Source organism: Paraburkholderia unamae (assembly GCF_003096875.1).
GTDB classification, from domain to species: domain Bacteria; phylum Pseudomonadota; class Gammaproteobacteria; order Burkholderiales; family Burkholderiaceae; genus Paraburkholderia; species Paraburkholderia unamae.
Genome location: NZ_QEOB01000005.1, coordinates 352,450 through 369,560 on the forward strand (window position 1 = coordinate 352,450; position 17,111 = coordinate 369,560).

At 65.4% G+C, this 17,111-nt stretch carries 13 protein-coding genes; 10 read left to right on the forward strand and 3 right to left on the reverse strand.

Features of this window, described 5'->3' with window-relative positions; all coding sequences use genetic code 11:
- The first annotated feature begins 182 nt into the window (after positions 1-182).
- Complete coding sequence (locus C7402_RS13350; protein ID WP_224038831.1) at positions 183-800, forward strand: cytochrome b; 618 nt, start codon at positions 183-185, stop codon at positions 798-800.
- Between the two features lie 21 nt (positions 801-821).
- The gene (locus C7402_RS13355; protein ID WP_116611008.1) at positions 822-2,288 is read left to right on the forward strand and encodes a glycosyltransferase family 2 protein; all 1,467 of its coding nucleotides are present in this window, start codon (positions 822-824) and stop codon (positions 2,286-2,288) included.
- On the opposite strand, the gene C7402_RS13360 is transcribed toward C7402_RS13355, so the two are convergent.
- Entirely contained in the window at positions 2,282-2,908 is a 627-nt protein-coding gene (locus C7402_RS13360; protein ID WP_165841884.1) for a DUF2459 domain-containing protein, read from the reverse strand. The genes C7402_RS13355 and C7402_RS13360 overlap by 7 nt on opposite strands.
- Positions 2,909-3,205: 297 nt before the next feature.
- Between C7402_RS13360 and C7402_RS13365 the strand changes: the two genes are divergently transcribed.
- From C7402_RS13365 to C7402_RS13390, 6 genes are all read left to right on the forward strand, one after another.
- Positions 3,206-4,612, forward strand: coding sequence for a circularly permuted type 2 ATP-grasp protein (locus C7402_RS13365; protein ID WP_112173199.1), 1,407 nt, complete (start codon positions 3,206-3,208; stop codon positions 4,610-4,612).
- 58 nt (positions 4,613-4,670) lie between these two features.
- Positions 4,671-5,624, forward strand: a complete 954-nt coding sequence (locus tag C7402_RS13370; RefSeq protein ID WP_116611010.1) for an alpha-E domain-containing protein — start codon at positions 4,671-4,673, stop codon at positions 5,622-5,624.
- Between the two features lie 78 nt (positions 5,625-5,702).
- A complete protein-coding gene (locus C7402_RS13375; RefSeq protein ID WP_112173175.1) occupies positions 5,703-6,503 on the forward strand; it encodes a transglutaminase family protein in 801 nt (266 codons plus the stop codon).
- A 68-nt stretch (positions 6,504-6,571) separates the two neighbouring features.
- Positions 6,572-7,453, forward strand: coding sequence for a proteasome-type protease (locus C7402_RS13380; RefSeq protein ID WP_112173176.1), 882 nt, complete (start codon positions 6,572-6,574; stop codon positions 7,451-7,453).
- 138 nt (positions 7,454-7,591) lie between these two features.
- Complete coding sequence (locus tag C7402_RS13385; protein ID WP_116611011.1) at positions 7,592-9,316, forward strand: acid phosphatase; 1,725 nt, start codon at positions 7,592-7,594, stop codon at positions 9,314-9,316.
- Between the two features lie 606 nt (positions 9,317-9,922).
- On the forward strand, positions 9,923-11,362 hold the full coding sequence (locus C7402_RS13390) for a sugar efflux transporter (RefSeq protein ID WP_112177074.1): 1,440 nt from the start codon (positions 9,923-9,925) through the stop codon (positions 11,360-11,362).
- Positions 11,363-11,386: 24 nt separating this feature from the next.
- Here the strand turns inward: C7402_RS13390 and C7402_RS13395 are convergent, their stop codons facing one another.
- Together C7402_RS13395 and C7402_RS13400 are read right to left on the reverse strand one after the other, a co-directional pair.
- Positions 11,387-12,889 (reverse strand): MFS transporter, encoded by a 1,503-nt coding sequence (locus C7402_RS13395; protein WP_116611012.1) that lies wholly within the window; start codon positions 12,887-12,889, stop codon positions 11,387-11,389.
- Positions 12,890-13,013: 124 nt separating this feature from the next.
- A complete protein-coding gene (locus C7402_RS13400; protein ID WP_112177072.1) occupies positions 13,014-13,493 on the reverse strand; it encodes a hypothetical protein in 480 nt (159 codons plus the stop codon).
- A gap of 836 nt (positions 13,494-14,329) precedes the next feature.
- On the opposite strand from C7402_RS13400, the gene C7402_RS13405 reads away from it, so the two are divergent.
- Positions 14,330-15,883 (forward strand): NADH-quinone oxidoreductase subunit M, encoded by a 1,554-nt coding sequence (locus tag C7402_RS13405; protein ID WP_112177071.1) that lies wholly within the window; start codon positions 14,330-14,332, stop codon positions 15,881-15,883.
- A 338-nt stretch (positions 15,884-16,221) separates the two neighbouring features.
- Complete coding sequence (gene cyoA, locus C7402_RS13410; protein ID WP_116611070.1) at positions 16,222-17,109, forward strand: ubiquinol oxidase subunit II; 888 nt, start codon at positions 16,222-16,224, stop codon at positions 17,107-17,109.
- Positions 17,110-17,111: the final 2 nt, after the last annotated feature.

Sequence of the window (17,111 nt, forward strand, 5' to 3'; positions counted from 1 at the left end):
GTTACCGCTGCGAAACTGGCAGGCCTGCCATCTGGCGGCTTCTGCGGCGTCAGGCGCAAGAGCGCATAATGCGCGAGTCGCCTCGGGGCCGCATCGCGCAGGCCCGGCGGCAGGCGTTGCGCGGCGGGAATAAATTTGCCGCGCGCCGCGTTATCCCTACTGTCCCGCTACCGCACGCTCACGTGAAAACTTCCCTTTCCGCCGAATCCGCTTTCGCCGATGCCGCCGCCGGCGCGCAGAAGTACACGCGCGTCGCGGTGCTCCTGCACTGGTTGATCGCGCTGCTGATCCTCACGAACGTCGCGCTCGGCCTCACGGCCGCGTTGCTGCCCGACGGCACGCTGTCGGACACCGCCATTCGCTTCGTGATCGACACGCACAAGTCGATCGGCATCACCGTGCTCGGGCTCGCGATCCTGCGCGTGCTGTGGCGTCTCACGCATCGCCCGCCGCCGTTGCCGCGCGAATTTCCGGGCTGGGAGCGCGCGGCGGCGCATGCCGCACACGTCGCGCTCTATGTGCTGATCTTCGCCATGCCGCTCTCGGGCTGGCTGCACGACTCCGCGTGGGTTGCCGCCGCCTCGCATCCCATGTATCTGTTCGGCCTCGTGCAATGGCCGCGCATCGGCTTCATCATGAATCTCGATCCGGCCACCAAGGAGCAGTTGCACAACCAGTTCGGCGCGCTGCATACGGCGTGCAGCTATGCGCTTTACGGCGTGCTTGCGCTGCACATTGCGGGCGCGCTCAAGCATCAATGGATCGACCGTCATTCGGTGCTGCGCCGGATGATGCCTTGAGCAACACGAGAAGGGTACGACTTGAAAAACACGCTTCAAGAGGCGCTCGCGCGCACGTCGCCGCGCCTCGCGCCGCCTCCTACGCCTTTGGCGAGCATCGTGATTCATCTCAGTGTCATGGTGCTCTGGTTCGTGCTGTTCGCGCGCGCGTTCTTCCTGCAAGGCGTGGTCGCGTGGTCGACCGGCATTGCCTATGTCGTCTACGACACGGTGTTGCTGTTGTTCGTCGCGTGGAAAGCGCGCGTGCTGCTTGCGCCGCCCGCGAACGTCAGTGCCGTTAGCGTTGAGAAGCTGCCTGCGCTCGGCGTGATCGTCGCCGCGCACAACGAAGCCGCGGTGCTGCCGATCACGCTCGACGCGCTGTTCGCGCAAACGCGCGCGCCCGCGCAGATCGTGATTGCCGACGACGGCTCGACCGACGGCACCGCCGCGCTGCTCACCGGCCGCTATGGTCTCGCCGATCCCGGCGAAGGGCGGTTGAGTGCGCCTTCGCCGCAATACCCGAGCTTGCGCTGGCTGAGGCTCGCGCACGGCGGCAAGGCCCGCGCGCTCAACGCCGCGTTGCTGGCCATCGAAACCGAAACGGTGATGACCGTGGACGCCGACACGCTGCTCGAACCGGACGCCTGCGCCGCGATGTCGAGCGCGTTCGGCAGCGAGCCCGAACTCGTGGCGGCGGCGGGGCTGCTCACGCCGGTTTGCGACCATACGTTGAGCGGACGCTTTTTCCAGTGGTTCCAGACCTACGAGTACATCCGTAATTTCATCTCGCGCTTTGCGTGGATGCGAGCGGACAGCCTGTTGCTCGTTTCCGGCGCGTTCGCGGGTTTTCGCCGCGACGCGGTGATGACCGTGGGCGGCTTCGATCCGCATTGCCTCGTGGAGGACTACGAACTGATCCACCGCCTGCGCCGCCACTCGGCGCGCGAAGGTCTTGGCTGGGACGTGCGCGTGCTCGGCACGGCCCGCGCACGCACCGACGCGCCCGGCACGCTCGCGAGCTTCCTGCGCCAGCGGCGCCGCTGGTTCGCGGGCTTTCTGCAAACGCAGTACTGGTATCGCGACATGACCGGCAATCGCCGCTATGGCAAGCTCGGCCTCATGATGTTGCCGGTCAAGGCGTTCGACACCGTGCAGCCGATTTATGGTTTGACGGCGTTTGCGCTGCTGCTCGGCTTTCTGTTCGACGGCCGCTTCACGATCGTGCTGCCCGTGCTCGGCGTGATCGTCGGCAAGATCGCCATCGATCTCGCATTTCACCTGTACTCAGTCCATCTCTACCGGCGCTGGAGCGGCGACCGCGCGCATTCGAGCTTCGGCATGGCGCTGCTGGCCGCCATCTTCGAGCCGTTCTCGTTCCAGTTGATGCGCCACAGCGGCGCGGCGCTCGGCTGGCTGCACTTCCTGCTCGGGCGGCGCAAATGGGGTGTGCAGCGGCGCACCGGCCTTGCGGCGGCGCGTAATCGCGAGGGCGCGGCGTCTCAGTGAGCCCGCGCCAGCGCGGCGCGCACTTCGCGCATCAGGCTCCCGGCGAACAGCGTGTCGGGCACCGTCGCGAGACCTGCCGAGCGCAATGCGTGCGCGCTCCACGTGTTGCAGGTGTGGAAGGCGTCATAGGTCGCCGACGCCGCGAAATAGAGGCTGCCGTCATCGGGGCCGTTGTCGAGCCGTTGCGGCGCGCCTGCCGCGTCCGTTGCGAACGAGGCGCGTAGATAGCGTTGCAGGCCCTCCAGCCCGGCGTCGTCCACGGGCACTTCCACGACGTTTTGCACGCCGAATGCGCTCTCCGGCGTGGCGCGCAGCACCGTCATCTGCATGGCCGCTTCGCTGGGCGTGAGCGTGCCCAGCATCGTGAGCGGATCGTGGCGGCCTTCGACCATGAAACGCTTTTCTCCGAAGCCAAAGCACAAGAATCGCGCCTCGTCGAAGCCGCGCGCGAGCGCTGCGATCCAGGCGTTGGCGTCGCCTTTCCTCAAGCAGATATCGGTGTGCCACTCGCCTTGAACCACGGCGATAGCGGTGCGCGCCGGTGTGTCGGTCGGCGGTTGCGCAGTCGCGAGCGGCGCGGCGCGCGAAACAGGGCGCGCGGCGAGCGCGAACGCGAGCATCAGTGCGAAACTCGCTCGCCAAGCCGCGATGCGCAGTGGGCGTGGGCGCGTAGCGCCGGTTCCGTTCATGTCAGGGTGCACCACCTTGAGGCGCGCGCGTAGCCGCTCACTGGCGCGCGCCGTTTCGATACAGCGATCATGCCCGAGTTGCACCAATTGGGCGCATCCATGACGGCTTGCGCGATGGCATATCAATTGCTTTTTCGTTTGTACCGCAGCGCGCAGGGCATCTCGTCGCAATGTCACGAAATTGACGAAATGCCGGGCGACACTGCATTCACGCGCGAGAACGAACCGATGCAAGTCTATGACGAGATGCGCGACGAGGGCGCGGTGCGCCCGCACTACGAACGCTTCCAGCGCTGGCTGGCAAAGCAGACTGGTGAGACGATGGCGCGCAAGCGCGCCGAGGCGGACCTGCTGTTCAGGCGGGTGGGCATCACGTTCGCGGTGAACGGCGACCTTTCGGGCACCGAGCGGCTGATTCCCTTCGACCTCATTCCCCGCATTTTTCCCGCAGACGAATGGGCGTTGCTCGAACGCGGTCTGCGCCAGCGCGTGCAGGCGCTCAATCTGTTTCTGCATGACGTCTATCACGAGCGCAACATCGTGCGCGCCGGTGTGATTCCCGCCGAGCAGGTCTATACCAATGCGCAGTACCGGCCGGAGATGCAGGGCATCGACCTGCCGCTCGGCGTGTATGCGCATATCGCGGGCATCGACATCGTGCGCGACGGCCGAGACGGCGCGTTCTACGTGCTAGAAGACAATCTGCGCGTGCCTTCCGGCGTGTCCTACATGCTGGAAAACCGCAAGATGATGATGCGGCTCTTTCCCGAACTGTTCGTGCAGCACAAGGTGGCGCCGGTCGCGCATTATCCCGATTTGCTGCTCGATACGCTGCGTTCGGTCGCGCCCGATGGCGCGGACGACCCGGTCGTCGTGCTGCTCACGCCCGGCATGTACAACTCGGCGTATTTCGAGCACACGTTTCTCGCGCAGCAAATGGGCGTCGAGCTGGTGGAAGGCAAGGACCTCTTCGTAGAGGATAACTATGTATTCATGCGCACGACGCAGGGGCCGCGGCGCGTAGACGTGATCTACCGGCGCGTGGACGACGACTTTCTCGACCCGCTCGCGTTTCGCGCCGACTCGGCGCTCGGCGTGCCGGGCTTGCTCACGGCGTACCGCGCGGGCCGCGTCGCGCTCGCCAACGCGATGGGCACGGGCGTGGCCGACGACAAGTCGATCTATCCGTATGTGCCCGACATGATCGACTTCTATCTGGGCGAAAAGCCGATCCTGAAGAACGTGCCGACCTGGCAATGCCGGCGTCCCGACGATCTCGCGTGGACGCTGGAGCATCTGCCGGATCTCGTGGTCAAGGAGGTGCACGGCGCGGGCGGCTACGGCATGCTGGTCGGCCCGGCTTCGACGCGCGAGGAAATCGAGGCGTTTCGCGCGCGGCTCATCGCGCGGCCCGGCAACTACATTGCGCAGCCCACGTTGTCGCTTTCCGCTTGCCCGACCTTCGTCGAAGCGGGCATCGCGCCGCGCCATATCGACCTGCGTCCCTTCGTGCTCTCGGGCAAGACGATCCAGATGGCGGCGGGCGGACTGACGCGCGTCGCGCTCAAGGAGGGCTCGCTCGTCGTCAACTCGTCGCAGGGAGGCGGGACCAAGGACACCTGGGTGCTCGAATGATTTCATTGCCTGTGATTTCGCTGCCTACGCCGCACGCTCAAGGAGAAGAGGTCCGATCATGCTGAGCCGCACTGCCGATCATCTGTTCTGGATGGCCCGTTACATGGAGCGCGCGGAGAACACCGCGCGCATGCTGGACATCAACCTGAAGGCGCTGCTGCTGCCGGGCAGCGCGGACGCCGAGGCGCGCACGCATCGCGCGATGCTGCGTATTTCCGAACTGGAGCCGGCCTTCGACGCACGCCACGAAGAAACGACGAGCAGCAACGTGCTCAAGTTTCTCGTTGCGGACCCAACGAATCCGTCGAGTATTTATTCGTGCCTGCAAGCGACGCGCGAGAACGCGCGCGCGGTGCGCGGCACGCTCACGACGGAATGGTGGGAAACGATCAACGACACCTGGCTGCAATTCGTGGAGCGTTTGCGCAGCGGCGAGCTCGAATCGCATCCGGACGCGTTGTTCGAATGGGTGAAGTTCCGCTCGCATCTCTCACGCGGCGTGCGTCTTGGCACGGCGTTGCAGGACGACGCGCTGTTCTTCACGCAGCTCGGCACGTTCCTCGAACGCGCCGACAACACCGCGCGCATCCTCGACGTGCGCTTCGTCGAAGTGGAGAACGCCGACTCGCGCTCGGCCGCGCGCCAGCTCGAAGACTTCTACTACTGGACCTCGATTCTCAGCTCGGTTTCGGCGCTCGAAATCTATCGCAAGGTCTACCGCGACGTGGTGACGCCCGCGCGCGTGGTGGAGTTGCTGATCCTGAACCAGCAGATGCCGCGTTCGCTGCTCGCCTCGCTGGACGGCGTGTGCGCGAATCTGGCCATGTTGCGCACCGGCACCTCGCGCGAAGTCGAGCGCACGGCGGGCAAGCTGCGCGCCGAACTGCTCTATGCGGATTTGCGGCAGATCTTCTCGATGGGCGTGCACACGTATCTCACGCAGTTCCTCGCGCGCGTGTACGAACTGGGCAATCAGGTCGCGCGCACCTATCTGATGTTGCCGGTCGGGTAGGGCGGTTGAGCGCTGACCGATACGGCTGACCGATATGGCTCATCGATATTTCCATCGTCTTGTTGGAGGAAAACCGTCATGCAACTCGCAATCCGGCACGACACCGTGTACCGCTACGAAGCGCCCGTGCACTATTCGATCCAGCAGTTGCGGCTTTCGCCGCTCACCACGTCCACGCAGATCGTCACGCAATGGCATGTCGATGCGCCGGGCAAGCTCGACGCGGGCCGCGACGCCTACGGCAACGCGCTGATGACGCTCGTGCTCACGCGTCCGCACACGGAAATCCGCCTGCGCGTGCGCGGCGAAGTGGAAACCATGCCGCTGCCGGACGGCCGCTTGCCCGAAGGCGAGGGGCCGGTGCCCATGCATCATTTCACGTCGCCCACGCGACTGACCGAGGCCGACGCGGCCCTCGCCGAATTCGCGCACAGCCTGCCGCCGCTCGACGACGCGGCGGCCATTCTCGACGCGGCTTCGCGCGTGACCGAGCGTGTGCGCTACGAGTCGGGCGTCACGGACGTGACACACACGGCGGCCGACGCGCTCGCGCTAGGTCGTGGCGTGTGTCAGGATCACGCGCATGTGATGCTGGCGGTGTGTCGCGCGCGCGGCGTGCCGGCGCGTTATGTGAGCGGCTACCTCGACCCGGGCGACGTGCCCGAGATGGCGAGCCACGCATGGGTCGACGTCTGGCTCGACAACGGCTGGGTGACCGTGGACGTCACGCACGCGTGTTTCGCCAGCGAGAAGTATTGCCGGATCGCGGTGGGGCGCGACTACGAGGCGGCCGCGCCGGTGCGCGGGCGGCGCGTGGGCGGTGCCGCGGAGACGCTGGACGTCAGCGTGCAGGTGAGCGCGCAGGCGTCGCAACAATAGTTTTCCCGATATAACGAAGACCGCGCGTGGCCGGACGGATGTGAAACGGCGCGCGGCAGAGGAGGCGCATGACGTACTGTGTGGCAATGGCGGTGGAGCAGGGGCTCGTGTTTCTTTCGGATACGCGCACGAACGCGGGTGTCGATCACATCAGCACGTCGCGCAAGATGGCCGTGTTCGAGACGCCCGGCGAGCGCGTGCTCGTGTTGCTCGTGGCGGGCAACCTCGCGATCACGCAGGCGACGCTGCAAGTGTTGACCGAGCCCCAGGACGCGGCGCGCCCGACGATCTGGAACGCGCCGACCCTGGTCGAAGCCGCGCGCGTGGTGGGCGAGGCGGTGCGCGAAGTGCACCGGCGCGACGCCGAGGCCCTCGAGCGCTTCAACGTCGATTTCAATTGCAGCTTTATCCTGGGCGGCCAGATCGGCAACCATCCCATGCGGCTCTTTCAGGTCTACGCGGCCGGCAATTTCATCGAGACGTCGAGCGTCAATCCGTATTTCCAGATCGGCGAGTCCAAGTACGGCAAGCCGATCATCGACCGCGTGCTCACGCCGCGCACGCCGCTCGACGAGGCCGCGAAGTGCGCGCTCATCTCCATGGACTCGACGCTGCGCTCGAATCTTTCCGTCGGCCTGCCGCTCGACCTGCTCGTGTACGAGCGCGACTCGCTGCGTGTCACGCGCTATGCGTCGCTGGATTCGTCGAATGCGTATTTCCAGATGATCCATTCGACGTGGGGCGAGCGGCTGCGTCAGGTGTTCGGCGAAATTCCCGATCCGCTCTGGACCGACGAAGGCAACGTGCCGCGGCACGAGCGCGCGGATTTGCCCTGCGCGCCGCGCGCGGCGCACGATGGCCAGGCGCCCGATCCACGCCCCGCGCAAACGCTCGCGCAGGCGCAGCCAAACGCGGCGGCGATCGTGCCGCGCATGCCGCGCGACGGCTGAAACGCAATCATGCGCGGCGGCGTGGGCAAACGTCCCGAGTGACTTGGCGGCGAAGGAACCGGTATCCTCCTGCGTAGTATTCGCGGTACGCCGCGCGCCGTGGCGCGCGTCCCCCCGATAAGACATGGAGGCAGGCTGATGAAGCACGACGACGACCCGCAAGCCGGGCGCCCCGCAGACAACGCCATTTCCACCGGCCCTTCCGGCGCGGCGCCCACCCCGGGCCCGGATGACCCCGCGCGCCGCCGCGTGCTCGGCGGACTCGCCGCGGTAGGCATGGGCCTTGCACTGGGCGGTTGCCAGACACCGGAGCAGAACGCGTCGGCCGCGACCCGCAGCGCCGCCGACGCGCGCGTCGATGCCGCGCTGCGCGACCAGGTGCGCCAGATCGTGGTGATTTACGCGGAGAATCGCAGCTTCGTCAATCTGTACGGCAACTATCCCGGCGTCCAGACGCCGCTTGCCAGCGTGAGCGCCGAGCGCTATGTGCAGCTCGATCGCGATGGCAAGACGCCGCTGCCGCAACTGCCGAAGATCTGGGGCGGCCTCGTGCCTCAGGCGCAGGAACTGGACGGCAAGCGCTACATGATCGACGAACATGCGCATCCCAGCCTCGCGAACCAGCCCTTTCGTATCGTGGACGCGCACGGCGAGCCGTTGCCGAACGGCATCATCACGCGCGACCTCGTGCATCGCTTCTATCAGAACCAGATGCAGATCAACGCGGGCCGCAACGACCAGTTCGCCGCGTGGGGCGACTCGGGCGGACTCGTGATGGGCTACTACGAGAATTCGGCGCAGACGCTGCGGCTCTGGAATATCGCCCGGCAGTACACGCTGTGCGACAACTTCTTCATGGCCGCCTTCGGCGGCTCGTGGCTCAACCATATCTTCCTGATTTCCGCGCAGGCGCCGTATTACCCGGACATCCAGGCGGGCGCCGCGAAGCATCTCGCCTCGGTCGTGGAGGGCGACGATCCCACGGGCACGCGCCTGAAGACCGCGCCGAAGTCGCCGGCGTCGGCGCTCGACGGACCGCCGAAGTTTGTGAACGACGGACTCTTCACGCCCGACGGCTATGCCGTCAACACGATGGCGCCGCCGTATCAGCCGAGCAATGTGCGGCCCGCCGAAGACGGCAATCCGGCGCTGGCCGATCCGTCCAACCCGTGCGTGCTCACGCCGCAAACCTACGCGACGATCGGCGACCGGCTCTCGGCGAAGGGCGTGGACTGGGCCTGGTATAGCGGCGCGTGGCAGTTCGCGCTCGATCACCGCGACACGGGCGCGGTGCCCGACTTCCAGTATCACCATCAGCCGTTCAACTACTTTGCGAATTTTGCGCCGGGCACGGCCGCACGCGCCCGCCATCTGCGCGACGGCGGCACGGGCGACGATCCGTCCACCAACCGCCTGCTCGCGGACATCGACGCGGGGCGCTTGCCCGCCGTCACGTTCTACAAGCCGCAGGGCAACCTGAACATGCACGCGGGCTACGCGGATGTGGAATCGGGCGACCGTCACATCGCCGCCGTGATCGAGCACATCCAGCGCGGCCCGCAATGGGCGAACACCGTGATCGTGGTGACGCACGACGAGAACGGCGGCTGGTGGGATCCCGTTGCGCCGCCGGTGGGCGACCGCTGGGGGCCGGGCTCGCGCATTCCCGCGCTCGTGATCGCGCCGTTCGCGAAGAAGGGCTACGTCGATCACACGTTCTACGACACGGCTTCGATCCTGCGCTTCATCAGCCGCGTGCACGGCCTCGCGCCGCTCGACGGCGTGGCCTCGCGCGATCAGGCGTTCGCCTCGCGCGGGGACGTGCCGCCGGGGGATCTCACGGCCGCGCTCGACCTCGCTTGAGTGGCTGGAGCGCGGTGGGCCGTGGGGGGCTCCGATGTGGCGAAGGCGGCGCTTGTTGGGAAACTTCTCGCGCCGCCTGCGCATCGCTTGCCGGACTGCTCACAGGAAGCGCAAATTGATGCAAGCGCGACCGAAGCGATGAACTCTCCGTGGGATCAATGAGTTGGCGCGATCCCCAGGCGGTTATCAACAGGTTTGTCACCAAAAACTGTGGACAACCTTGTTGCGCAAAAAACGTGCATCTTCCGTGTCGTTTGCAGGCTTCGTCTTTCCAATCAGGGACTTGGCGTAGCTATCCAGAAGTTGCTCACAGGGCTGTCACCAAAAACTGTGGAAAAGCCCACGCGCGTTTTTCCTCGCAGCGCCGCCGCTGCAACAATCCGCGACGTTGCGCACAAAACGAATCGCATCAAGCACTTGAGCGCGTCGTCCCAGGGTTACGCACAAGCCTGTCCACCAAAGCTGTGGATAGCGCACCCAGATGTTGGCCGTGGCGGATACAACCTTGCACAGTGTGGGAGTTCCGCCCGATAATCGCCGTCGATGTGACCGTCGCGTGGCTGCACGCGCACGGCAAACTCACTTCTCGCCACTACCCGCCGCGCCGTGCTCAAGAACTCGCGCTTTGCCGGTCTTTTGCGTATTCCCGGTTTCCTGCCGCTCGCCGCGGCCACCTTGATGCTGGGCGTGGCGATGTCCTTCACCGCGCCTTACCTGTCGCTGTTCGGCGTCGAGCGCGCCGGCATGACGCCGTTACGGCTGGGCGTGTTCATGACCGCCATCGCCACGAGCGGCGTCATCGCGAGCACGGCGGCGGGGCGCTGGAGCGACGCCACGGGCAAGCACAAGCTGCTGCTGCTGGTGTCGTTGTGCGCGGCGACGCTCGGCTATCTGTGTCTGTGCGTCGTGCGCGACTACCGGCTATTGCTCATCGTCGGCATTGCGTTCATCGGCGCGGGCGGCTGCGCGCTCTCGCTCGTGTTCTCGTTCAGCCGCGCGGCGCTGCCCGCGCGCGACGACGCCGAGCGCACCTTCGCCAGCGCAACATTGCGCACGATTCTTTCGGCCGCCTGGGTGTTCGGCCCGGCGGTCGGCGCGCTCGTGCTCGCGGCCACGAGCTTCTATGGTCTCTTTCTGTTCGCGGCGGCGAGCTTCGCGGCGTGTGGCGCGATCGTCTGGCGCATGCGCGAGCCGCGCGCCGACGAGCACGCCACGCAGCATTGGATGGCGCGGCCCACCTCGGGCGAAGTCGAGCGGGAAATGGCGGAGGAGGGCGCGGCGCAGTACGAAGGCCAGCCGCTCACGCAGGCCGAGGTGCAGCCGGGCGCGCCGCGCGACTCCGCTGCGCTGGCCGCGCCGTCCGTGAAGTCAAAGTCGGATTCAAGGACAAAGGCCACGGCCACGCGCAAAGCCAAGGCGCCGCTGCCGCTTGCCGCCGAGGGCTCGCAGAAAGACATCATGCGCGCGATCGTTGCGCTGACACTCATCGGCCTCGCCGCGAACGCGACGATGATCGTGCTGCCGCTCTACATCGTGCACGGTCTGCATGGCACGCGCATCGACGTCTCGATCATGCTCGGCCTCGGCGCGTTCATGGAGATCCCGATGATGCTCGCGCTCGGCGCGCGCGCCTCGGTGCTCGACAAGCCGTGGTGGCTGGCGGCGTGCGCCGTGGTGCACGCCGTGTACTTCGTTGCGATGTCGGTGGCGCCCGGCGTGCAGGCGCTGATCCCCATGCAGATCCTCAATGCGTTCGTGGTCGCCGTCACGTCGTGTCTTGGCATGACCTTCGTGCAGGATCTGATGCCCTCGTCGCCGGGGCGGGCGACGGCGCTGTTCTTCAACGCCGCGCGTCTCGGCTCGATTCTCTCCGGCGTGCTCTCGGGCCTGCTCGTGCAGGCGTTCGGCTATCGCGGCACGTTTGTCTTTTGCGCCGTGCTCGCGCTGTGCGCGCTCGTGCTGTTCGCCGTGCCGGGCGAGCAGTATCCGAAGATGGCGCGCGCCGTGCGGCGTTACTGGCGCGAGCGCATGAAGGCGCGCAAGTAGCTGGCAAGTGGACGCGCCCCGGCGTTATTGCACGGTCTCCGCGGCGTGTCCGGCGTTGGCGCGCACCGGCGGCGCGGCGTCGAAATCTTCCGCGTCGACGTCATAGCCCGACGGCTCCCAACGGATGGCCAGCAACGCCGCGAGGCCCGCGAGCGGCGCGATCGCGATGATCCAGAACACGCGCGTGTTGAGCGCGGCGGCCAGCACCGGGAACAGGAACAGCGAAACCGTGGAGCTTGCGCGCATGAGCGTCTGATTGAAGCCCACGCCCACGCCGCGCAGCGACGTGGGATAGCCGAGCGAGGCGAAGGTCATGCTGTGCGAGCCCGGGCCCACGCCCTGGCCGAACAGGAACGCCGCGAGCAGGGCGACGGCGCTCACGACTTCGGGGCCGCTCGACGGCTTGCCGACGATCGCGAGGCCGACGAGCGCGGCGAACTGGATCGTGTAGCCCCACACGGTGAGCTTCCACGCGCCGAAGCGCGGCACGGTGCGCACGGCGATCAGCCCGCCCACGAAGGCGAAGCCGAGATTGAGCACGAGCGAGGCGAGGATGGTCGTGAGCATCGATTGAGCCAGGAAGCTCGAGATGATCACGGGCAGGCCGAACGCGACCGCGTTGTACGCGAACGAGGAAGCCACGCCGATCACCGTGGCCAGGATCGTGCGCCGCGTATAGACGCCGCGCAGCAGCGCGCCGTAGTTCTTCCACGACGCCACGCGCGCGGGCTTCGCCCCGGCGTTCGCGGTGGCTTCGGGCGCGAGCTGCGCGTCGATGCCGTACGAGCGCTTGAGGATGCGCGCGGCGCCCGCGAGATCGCCTTGATTCGCGGCCCACACCGGCGACTCGCTGATATAGCGGCTGCGAATCGCGATGATGACGAGCGCGGGCACCGCGCCGAAGCCGAGCGTCAAACGCCAGAGCAGGTGCGAGTGCGAGGCGGGCAGGCTCGCGTAGAACGCCAGCACCAGCAGGTACGAAACGCTGATCGCCGCATACCAGACAGGACACCACATTGCCACGCGCGCGGCCTTGTTGCCGCGGCCCTGAAGCCGCGAGAACTCCGCAAGAAAGGCCATGGCCACGGGCAGGTCGATGCCCACGCCCAGCCCCATCACGAAGCGCGCGCCGCCGAGCACCCACGCGTTGGGCGCGAGCGCGCACGCAATGGCGGCCACGACGAAGAAGAACATGTCGGCCATGAACACGCGATAGCGCCCGATGCGATCGGTCAGGAAGCCGCCGAGAAACGCGCCGACGATGGCGCCGAACGTGATGGCCGAGGCGACGAAGCCGGTCCCCGCGGGCGAAAGCGAGAATTCCCGCGCCACGTCCTTGAGGCCGAAGGCGAGGGCGCCGAGATCGTAGGCGTCGAGAAAAACGCCGCCCAGCGCGATGGCGACGACGATGCGCGCGTTGCTGCCGATGGCCGCCCCGGCGTTGACGAGCCGTGAGACGTCGGCGGCGCTGCGGATCACCGGGCGGCCGGACGTGTTGTGCGAAGAAGGAGAAGCAGGGGCGGACATGCGAGGCGATGCGCTCGGGCGCGCAGATAGCGGAAAGCGCGAGATGCTACCGGTCGCGCGGCCCGCGCCCAAATCGTTTTTGGTTATGAGCTCATGCGCCGCGCCCGGTATGGTCAGTGTGCGATCAGTGCATATAGGTGACGCGGCGTGCGCGGTCGCTCAGTTGCAGGCCCGCGTCGAGCAGCGCGATGGCGAACCAGCGTGCGGTCTTGAGCATGCCGCTCACGCTCGGCATGGGCAGCCAGTCGTTGAGCAACCGCACAGCGGCCTCGCTGCGCGTGGATTGCAGGAGCGCGATCACCTGCAACAACGAGCCTTCGTCCTTCGCGAGTTCGGAGGCGCAGCGGCAGCGCGTGTCGAGCGGTCGGCACGAGGCGCGGCGCAGCGTGCCCATCAGCAGGTCGAAGTGGCCGATGCCGTCCACGCCGAGTCCTGCGTCGGCCAGCACGCCGCGCCAGCTTTCCGCCTTGCCGTAGGCGTCGCAGTGCGGGCGCAGCCAGGTGCGCACGGCGCGCAGCACGGTTTGCTCGACGGTGTCGGGGTGCTGGACGAAGGTGTCGTCGATCAGCGTGTCATTTCTTGCGAAAGGGGCGGTGTAGTTCATGGAGCCTCCTGTCGGCCGCAGTCGGCTGCTCAAGCAGTGACTCCGGCCCCTTGCAGAGCTGGCGAACAAGGAATCGGGGCGCCAGGGCGCCGCCGCGTTCATTCAGGTTGTGCCGGGCGTTTCCGGCATGGGCTCCATTCTCGGGCAAATTCTCCGTAAATGCAAATGATTCTCATTTGTGAATTGGTGCGATGAATCGGGTCGAGGTGGCGCTGGCTTCGCGCGACCGGGAAAGGACTGTTCCAGGCCGCGCGCTTAATTGCGGGAACATAAGGCGCTAAAGTGCCGCCATGCGTGTGTTCCAGTTGCCTGGCGCATCGTGAGAGTTGGCCCCGGCCCCACAACGGCCGGGGCTTTTTTTTTGCGCCGCGCAAACGTGCCGCACATGGGGCTGGCACGGGGTTTGGAGGACGCCGGGGGCCGCATCCTGATGCATAAGTCATTGAACCGAAAGAAACAAGTAATGTATTATTCAGCCCGCGCAGCGCGACAGCCTGCCGCGCCCCACGGCGCCCTGGCGGTCGAAAGCGTGGTTTTCGAGGTCAAAAATGGGCCGAGACGGCCTGTTTGTTGTTTTTTCTCTTAGTACGTTTCTGAATAAAAACAATGACTTGCATCAATCTTCGATCCGGCCCGTGTTGTTGCGCTGCAAAACTTCCGTATTCCGTTTACCCTCGTTAACCCTTGAACGTGTGTTGCATTTCGCCTCGTCGCTGACAAATACATTACAGCCAGCCTGGTTCGATTTTCACCCCGCGTCAAACTTTCAAGTTGCTTGCGCACCAGAGCGTGCGCTGTCGAAGCTATTTGCTCCGCATTTTTAAGGTCCTGTTGAAATGCAATCCGTTCCATTCCTGAGTCTGGCGATCTGGATTCCCATCCTGTTCGGCGTGGCCGTGCTGCGCCTCGGGTCTGATCGTCATCCGCAGCGTGCCCGCTGGCTGTCTCTCATTGGCGCCATCGTCGGCCTGCTGCTGACCCTCCCGCTCGTTTCCGGTTTCGATAATCATCAGGCCGGCATGCAGTTCGTTGAGTTCCGCGACTGGCTGCCTGAATTCGGCGTGGCGTGGCGACTCGGTATCGACGGTATTTCGATGTGGCTCGTGGTGCTCACCGCGTTCACGACGCTCGTGATCGTGATTGCCTCGTGGCAGTCGATCACGGTGCGCGTCGCCCAGTACTTCGGCGCGTTCCTGATTCTCTCGGGCCTGATGGTCGGCACCTTCGCGGCGACCGACGGCATGCTCTTCTTCGTGTTCTTCGAAGCCACGCTGATCCCGCTGTACCTGCTGATCGGCACGTGGGGCAATGCGCGTCGCACCTACGCCGCGGTGAAGTTCTTCTTCTTCTCGCTGGCCGGCTCGCTGCTCATGCTGGTGTCGATGCTGTACCTCTACAGCCAGTCGCACACCTTCGACATGTCCGTGTGGCACAACCTCACGCTCGGCTTCATCCCGCAGATCCTCGTCTTCATCGGCTTCTTCGCGGCCTTCGCGGTGAAGGTCCCGATGTGGCCGTTCCACACCTGGCTGCCCGACGTCCACCTTGAAGCGCCGACCGGCGCGACGGTGATGCTGGCCATGCTCAAGCTCGGCGGCTACGGCTTCCTGCGCTTCACGCTGCCGATCACGCCTGACGCCGCGCACTTCTTCGCGCCGGCCATCATCACGCTCTCGCTCGTGGCCGTGGTCTATTCGAGCCTGCTCGCACTCGCGCAGACCGACATGACCAAGCTGCTCGCGTACTCGACGGTCGCCCACATGGGCCTCGTCACGCTGGGCCTGTTCCTCTTCAACCAGATCGGCACCGAAGGCGCGATCGTGCAGATGATCTCGTACGGCTTCGTCTCGGGCGCGATGCTGCTCTCGATCGGCGTGCTGTTCGACCGCACCAAGACGCGCTCGATCTCGGCCTATGGCGGCGTCGTCAACGTGATGCCGCGTTACGCGACCTTCATGATGCTGTTCTGCATGGCCAACCTCGGCCTGCCGGGCACGTCGGGCTTCGTGGGCGAGTTCATGGTCATCATGGGCGCGATCCGCGTGAACTTCTGGATCGGCGCGATTGCCGCGACGACCGTCATCCTGAGCGCTGCGTACACCCTGTGGATGTACAAGCGCGTGATCTTTGGTGCTGTGGCGAACAAGGGCGTCGCGAAGCTGGCCGACATCGGCCGTCGCGAAACGCTGATCTTCGCTTCGCTTGCAGCGTTTGTGCTCGCGATTGGCCTCTATCCGAAGCCAATGACCGACGCGATCGAGCTCTCGGCGGCGAACCTCGTCACCCAGGCCCTTCGCAGCAAGCAACCCGTCGACGACGGCGCACCTGCCGAGGCAGTTCGCGCGGGCACGGACGTTCGTGCCGCGCAGCCGCCGCATTCGCCGACGTGATTGCCAGAGATTGACGACGCAACAACGCGCCGCACCGCTCACAGGCCGTGCGGCGCGTTGCTGTGTGTAAGGGTTTTCGAATTCTGAGATTCGAAAAATAGCCGCGGCGGGCCACTGTCAACACGAGAGTGGGGCGCGACGTGCGTGTGTTTCCGAGGCGCGACAAACCTCGCGAACACATGCGACAAAGTGTCTCAATCGCGTTTTGACAAAGGTCATTTTCCACATTCATTGATTGCGAAATATCAAAGCGGCTGTATGATGCGGGCGCGCTTCCTTTGCTGGATGTCAGGGGATGTGCCCGGAACTATTCAATGAATGAAATTCAGGCAAACGTGATGAAAAGAACAACCTTGCAAAGGTTATTGCTTCCAGTCAGCGCCGGATTGGCCATGTGTCTTTCCGGCTGCAACATGGAGCTCCTCGACCCCAAAGGTAGCGTGGGCGTGGCGGAAAAGCAGCTGATCGCGACCTCCACCTGGGCCATGCTGATTGTGGTGATCCCCGTGATCATCCTGACGCTCTGGTTCGCGTACCACTATCGTGCGTCGAACCGTAACGCCACCTACGCACCGAAGTGGTCGCACTCGACAGCCATCGAAATCGTCGTCTGGACGATCCCGACGCTGATCATTCTCTTCCTCGGCGTGCTCACGTGGAAAACCACGCACGAGCTCGATCCGTACAAGCCCCTCGAATCGAACGTCAAGCCGATCAACGTCGAAGTCGTGGCGCTCGACTGGAAGTGGCTGTTCATCTATCCCGATCTCGGTATCGCGACGGTGAACCAGCTGGCCGTGCCTGTTGGCACGCCGGTGAACTTCAGCATCACGTCGGACTCGGTGATGAACTCGTTCTTCATCCCGCAGCTTGGCACCCAGGTTTATGCGATGGCTGGCATGCAGACGCGTCTGCACCTGATCGCCGACCACGCTGGCGACTACGCCGGCCTTTCGGCGAACTTCAGCGGCAGGGGCTTCTCGGACATGAAGTTCCGTACCCTCGCCACGAGCCAGCAAGACTTCGACGCGTGGGTCCAGAAGGTGAAGGCGTCGCAGACGCAGCTTTCCATGGATCAATACGCAACGGTCTCGCAGCCGAGCGAGAAGGCTCCGGTTGAGTACTTCTCGACGGTCGACCCGAAGCTCTTCAACAACATCATCGCGAAGTACAACAACGGCCACGTCACGAATTTCAGTGACCCGTCGTGTGTGACCAAGGGGTAAGC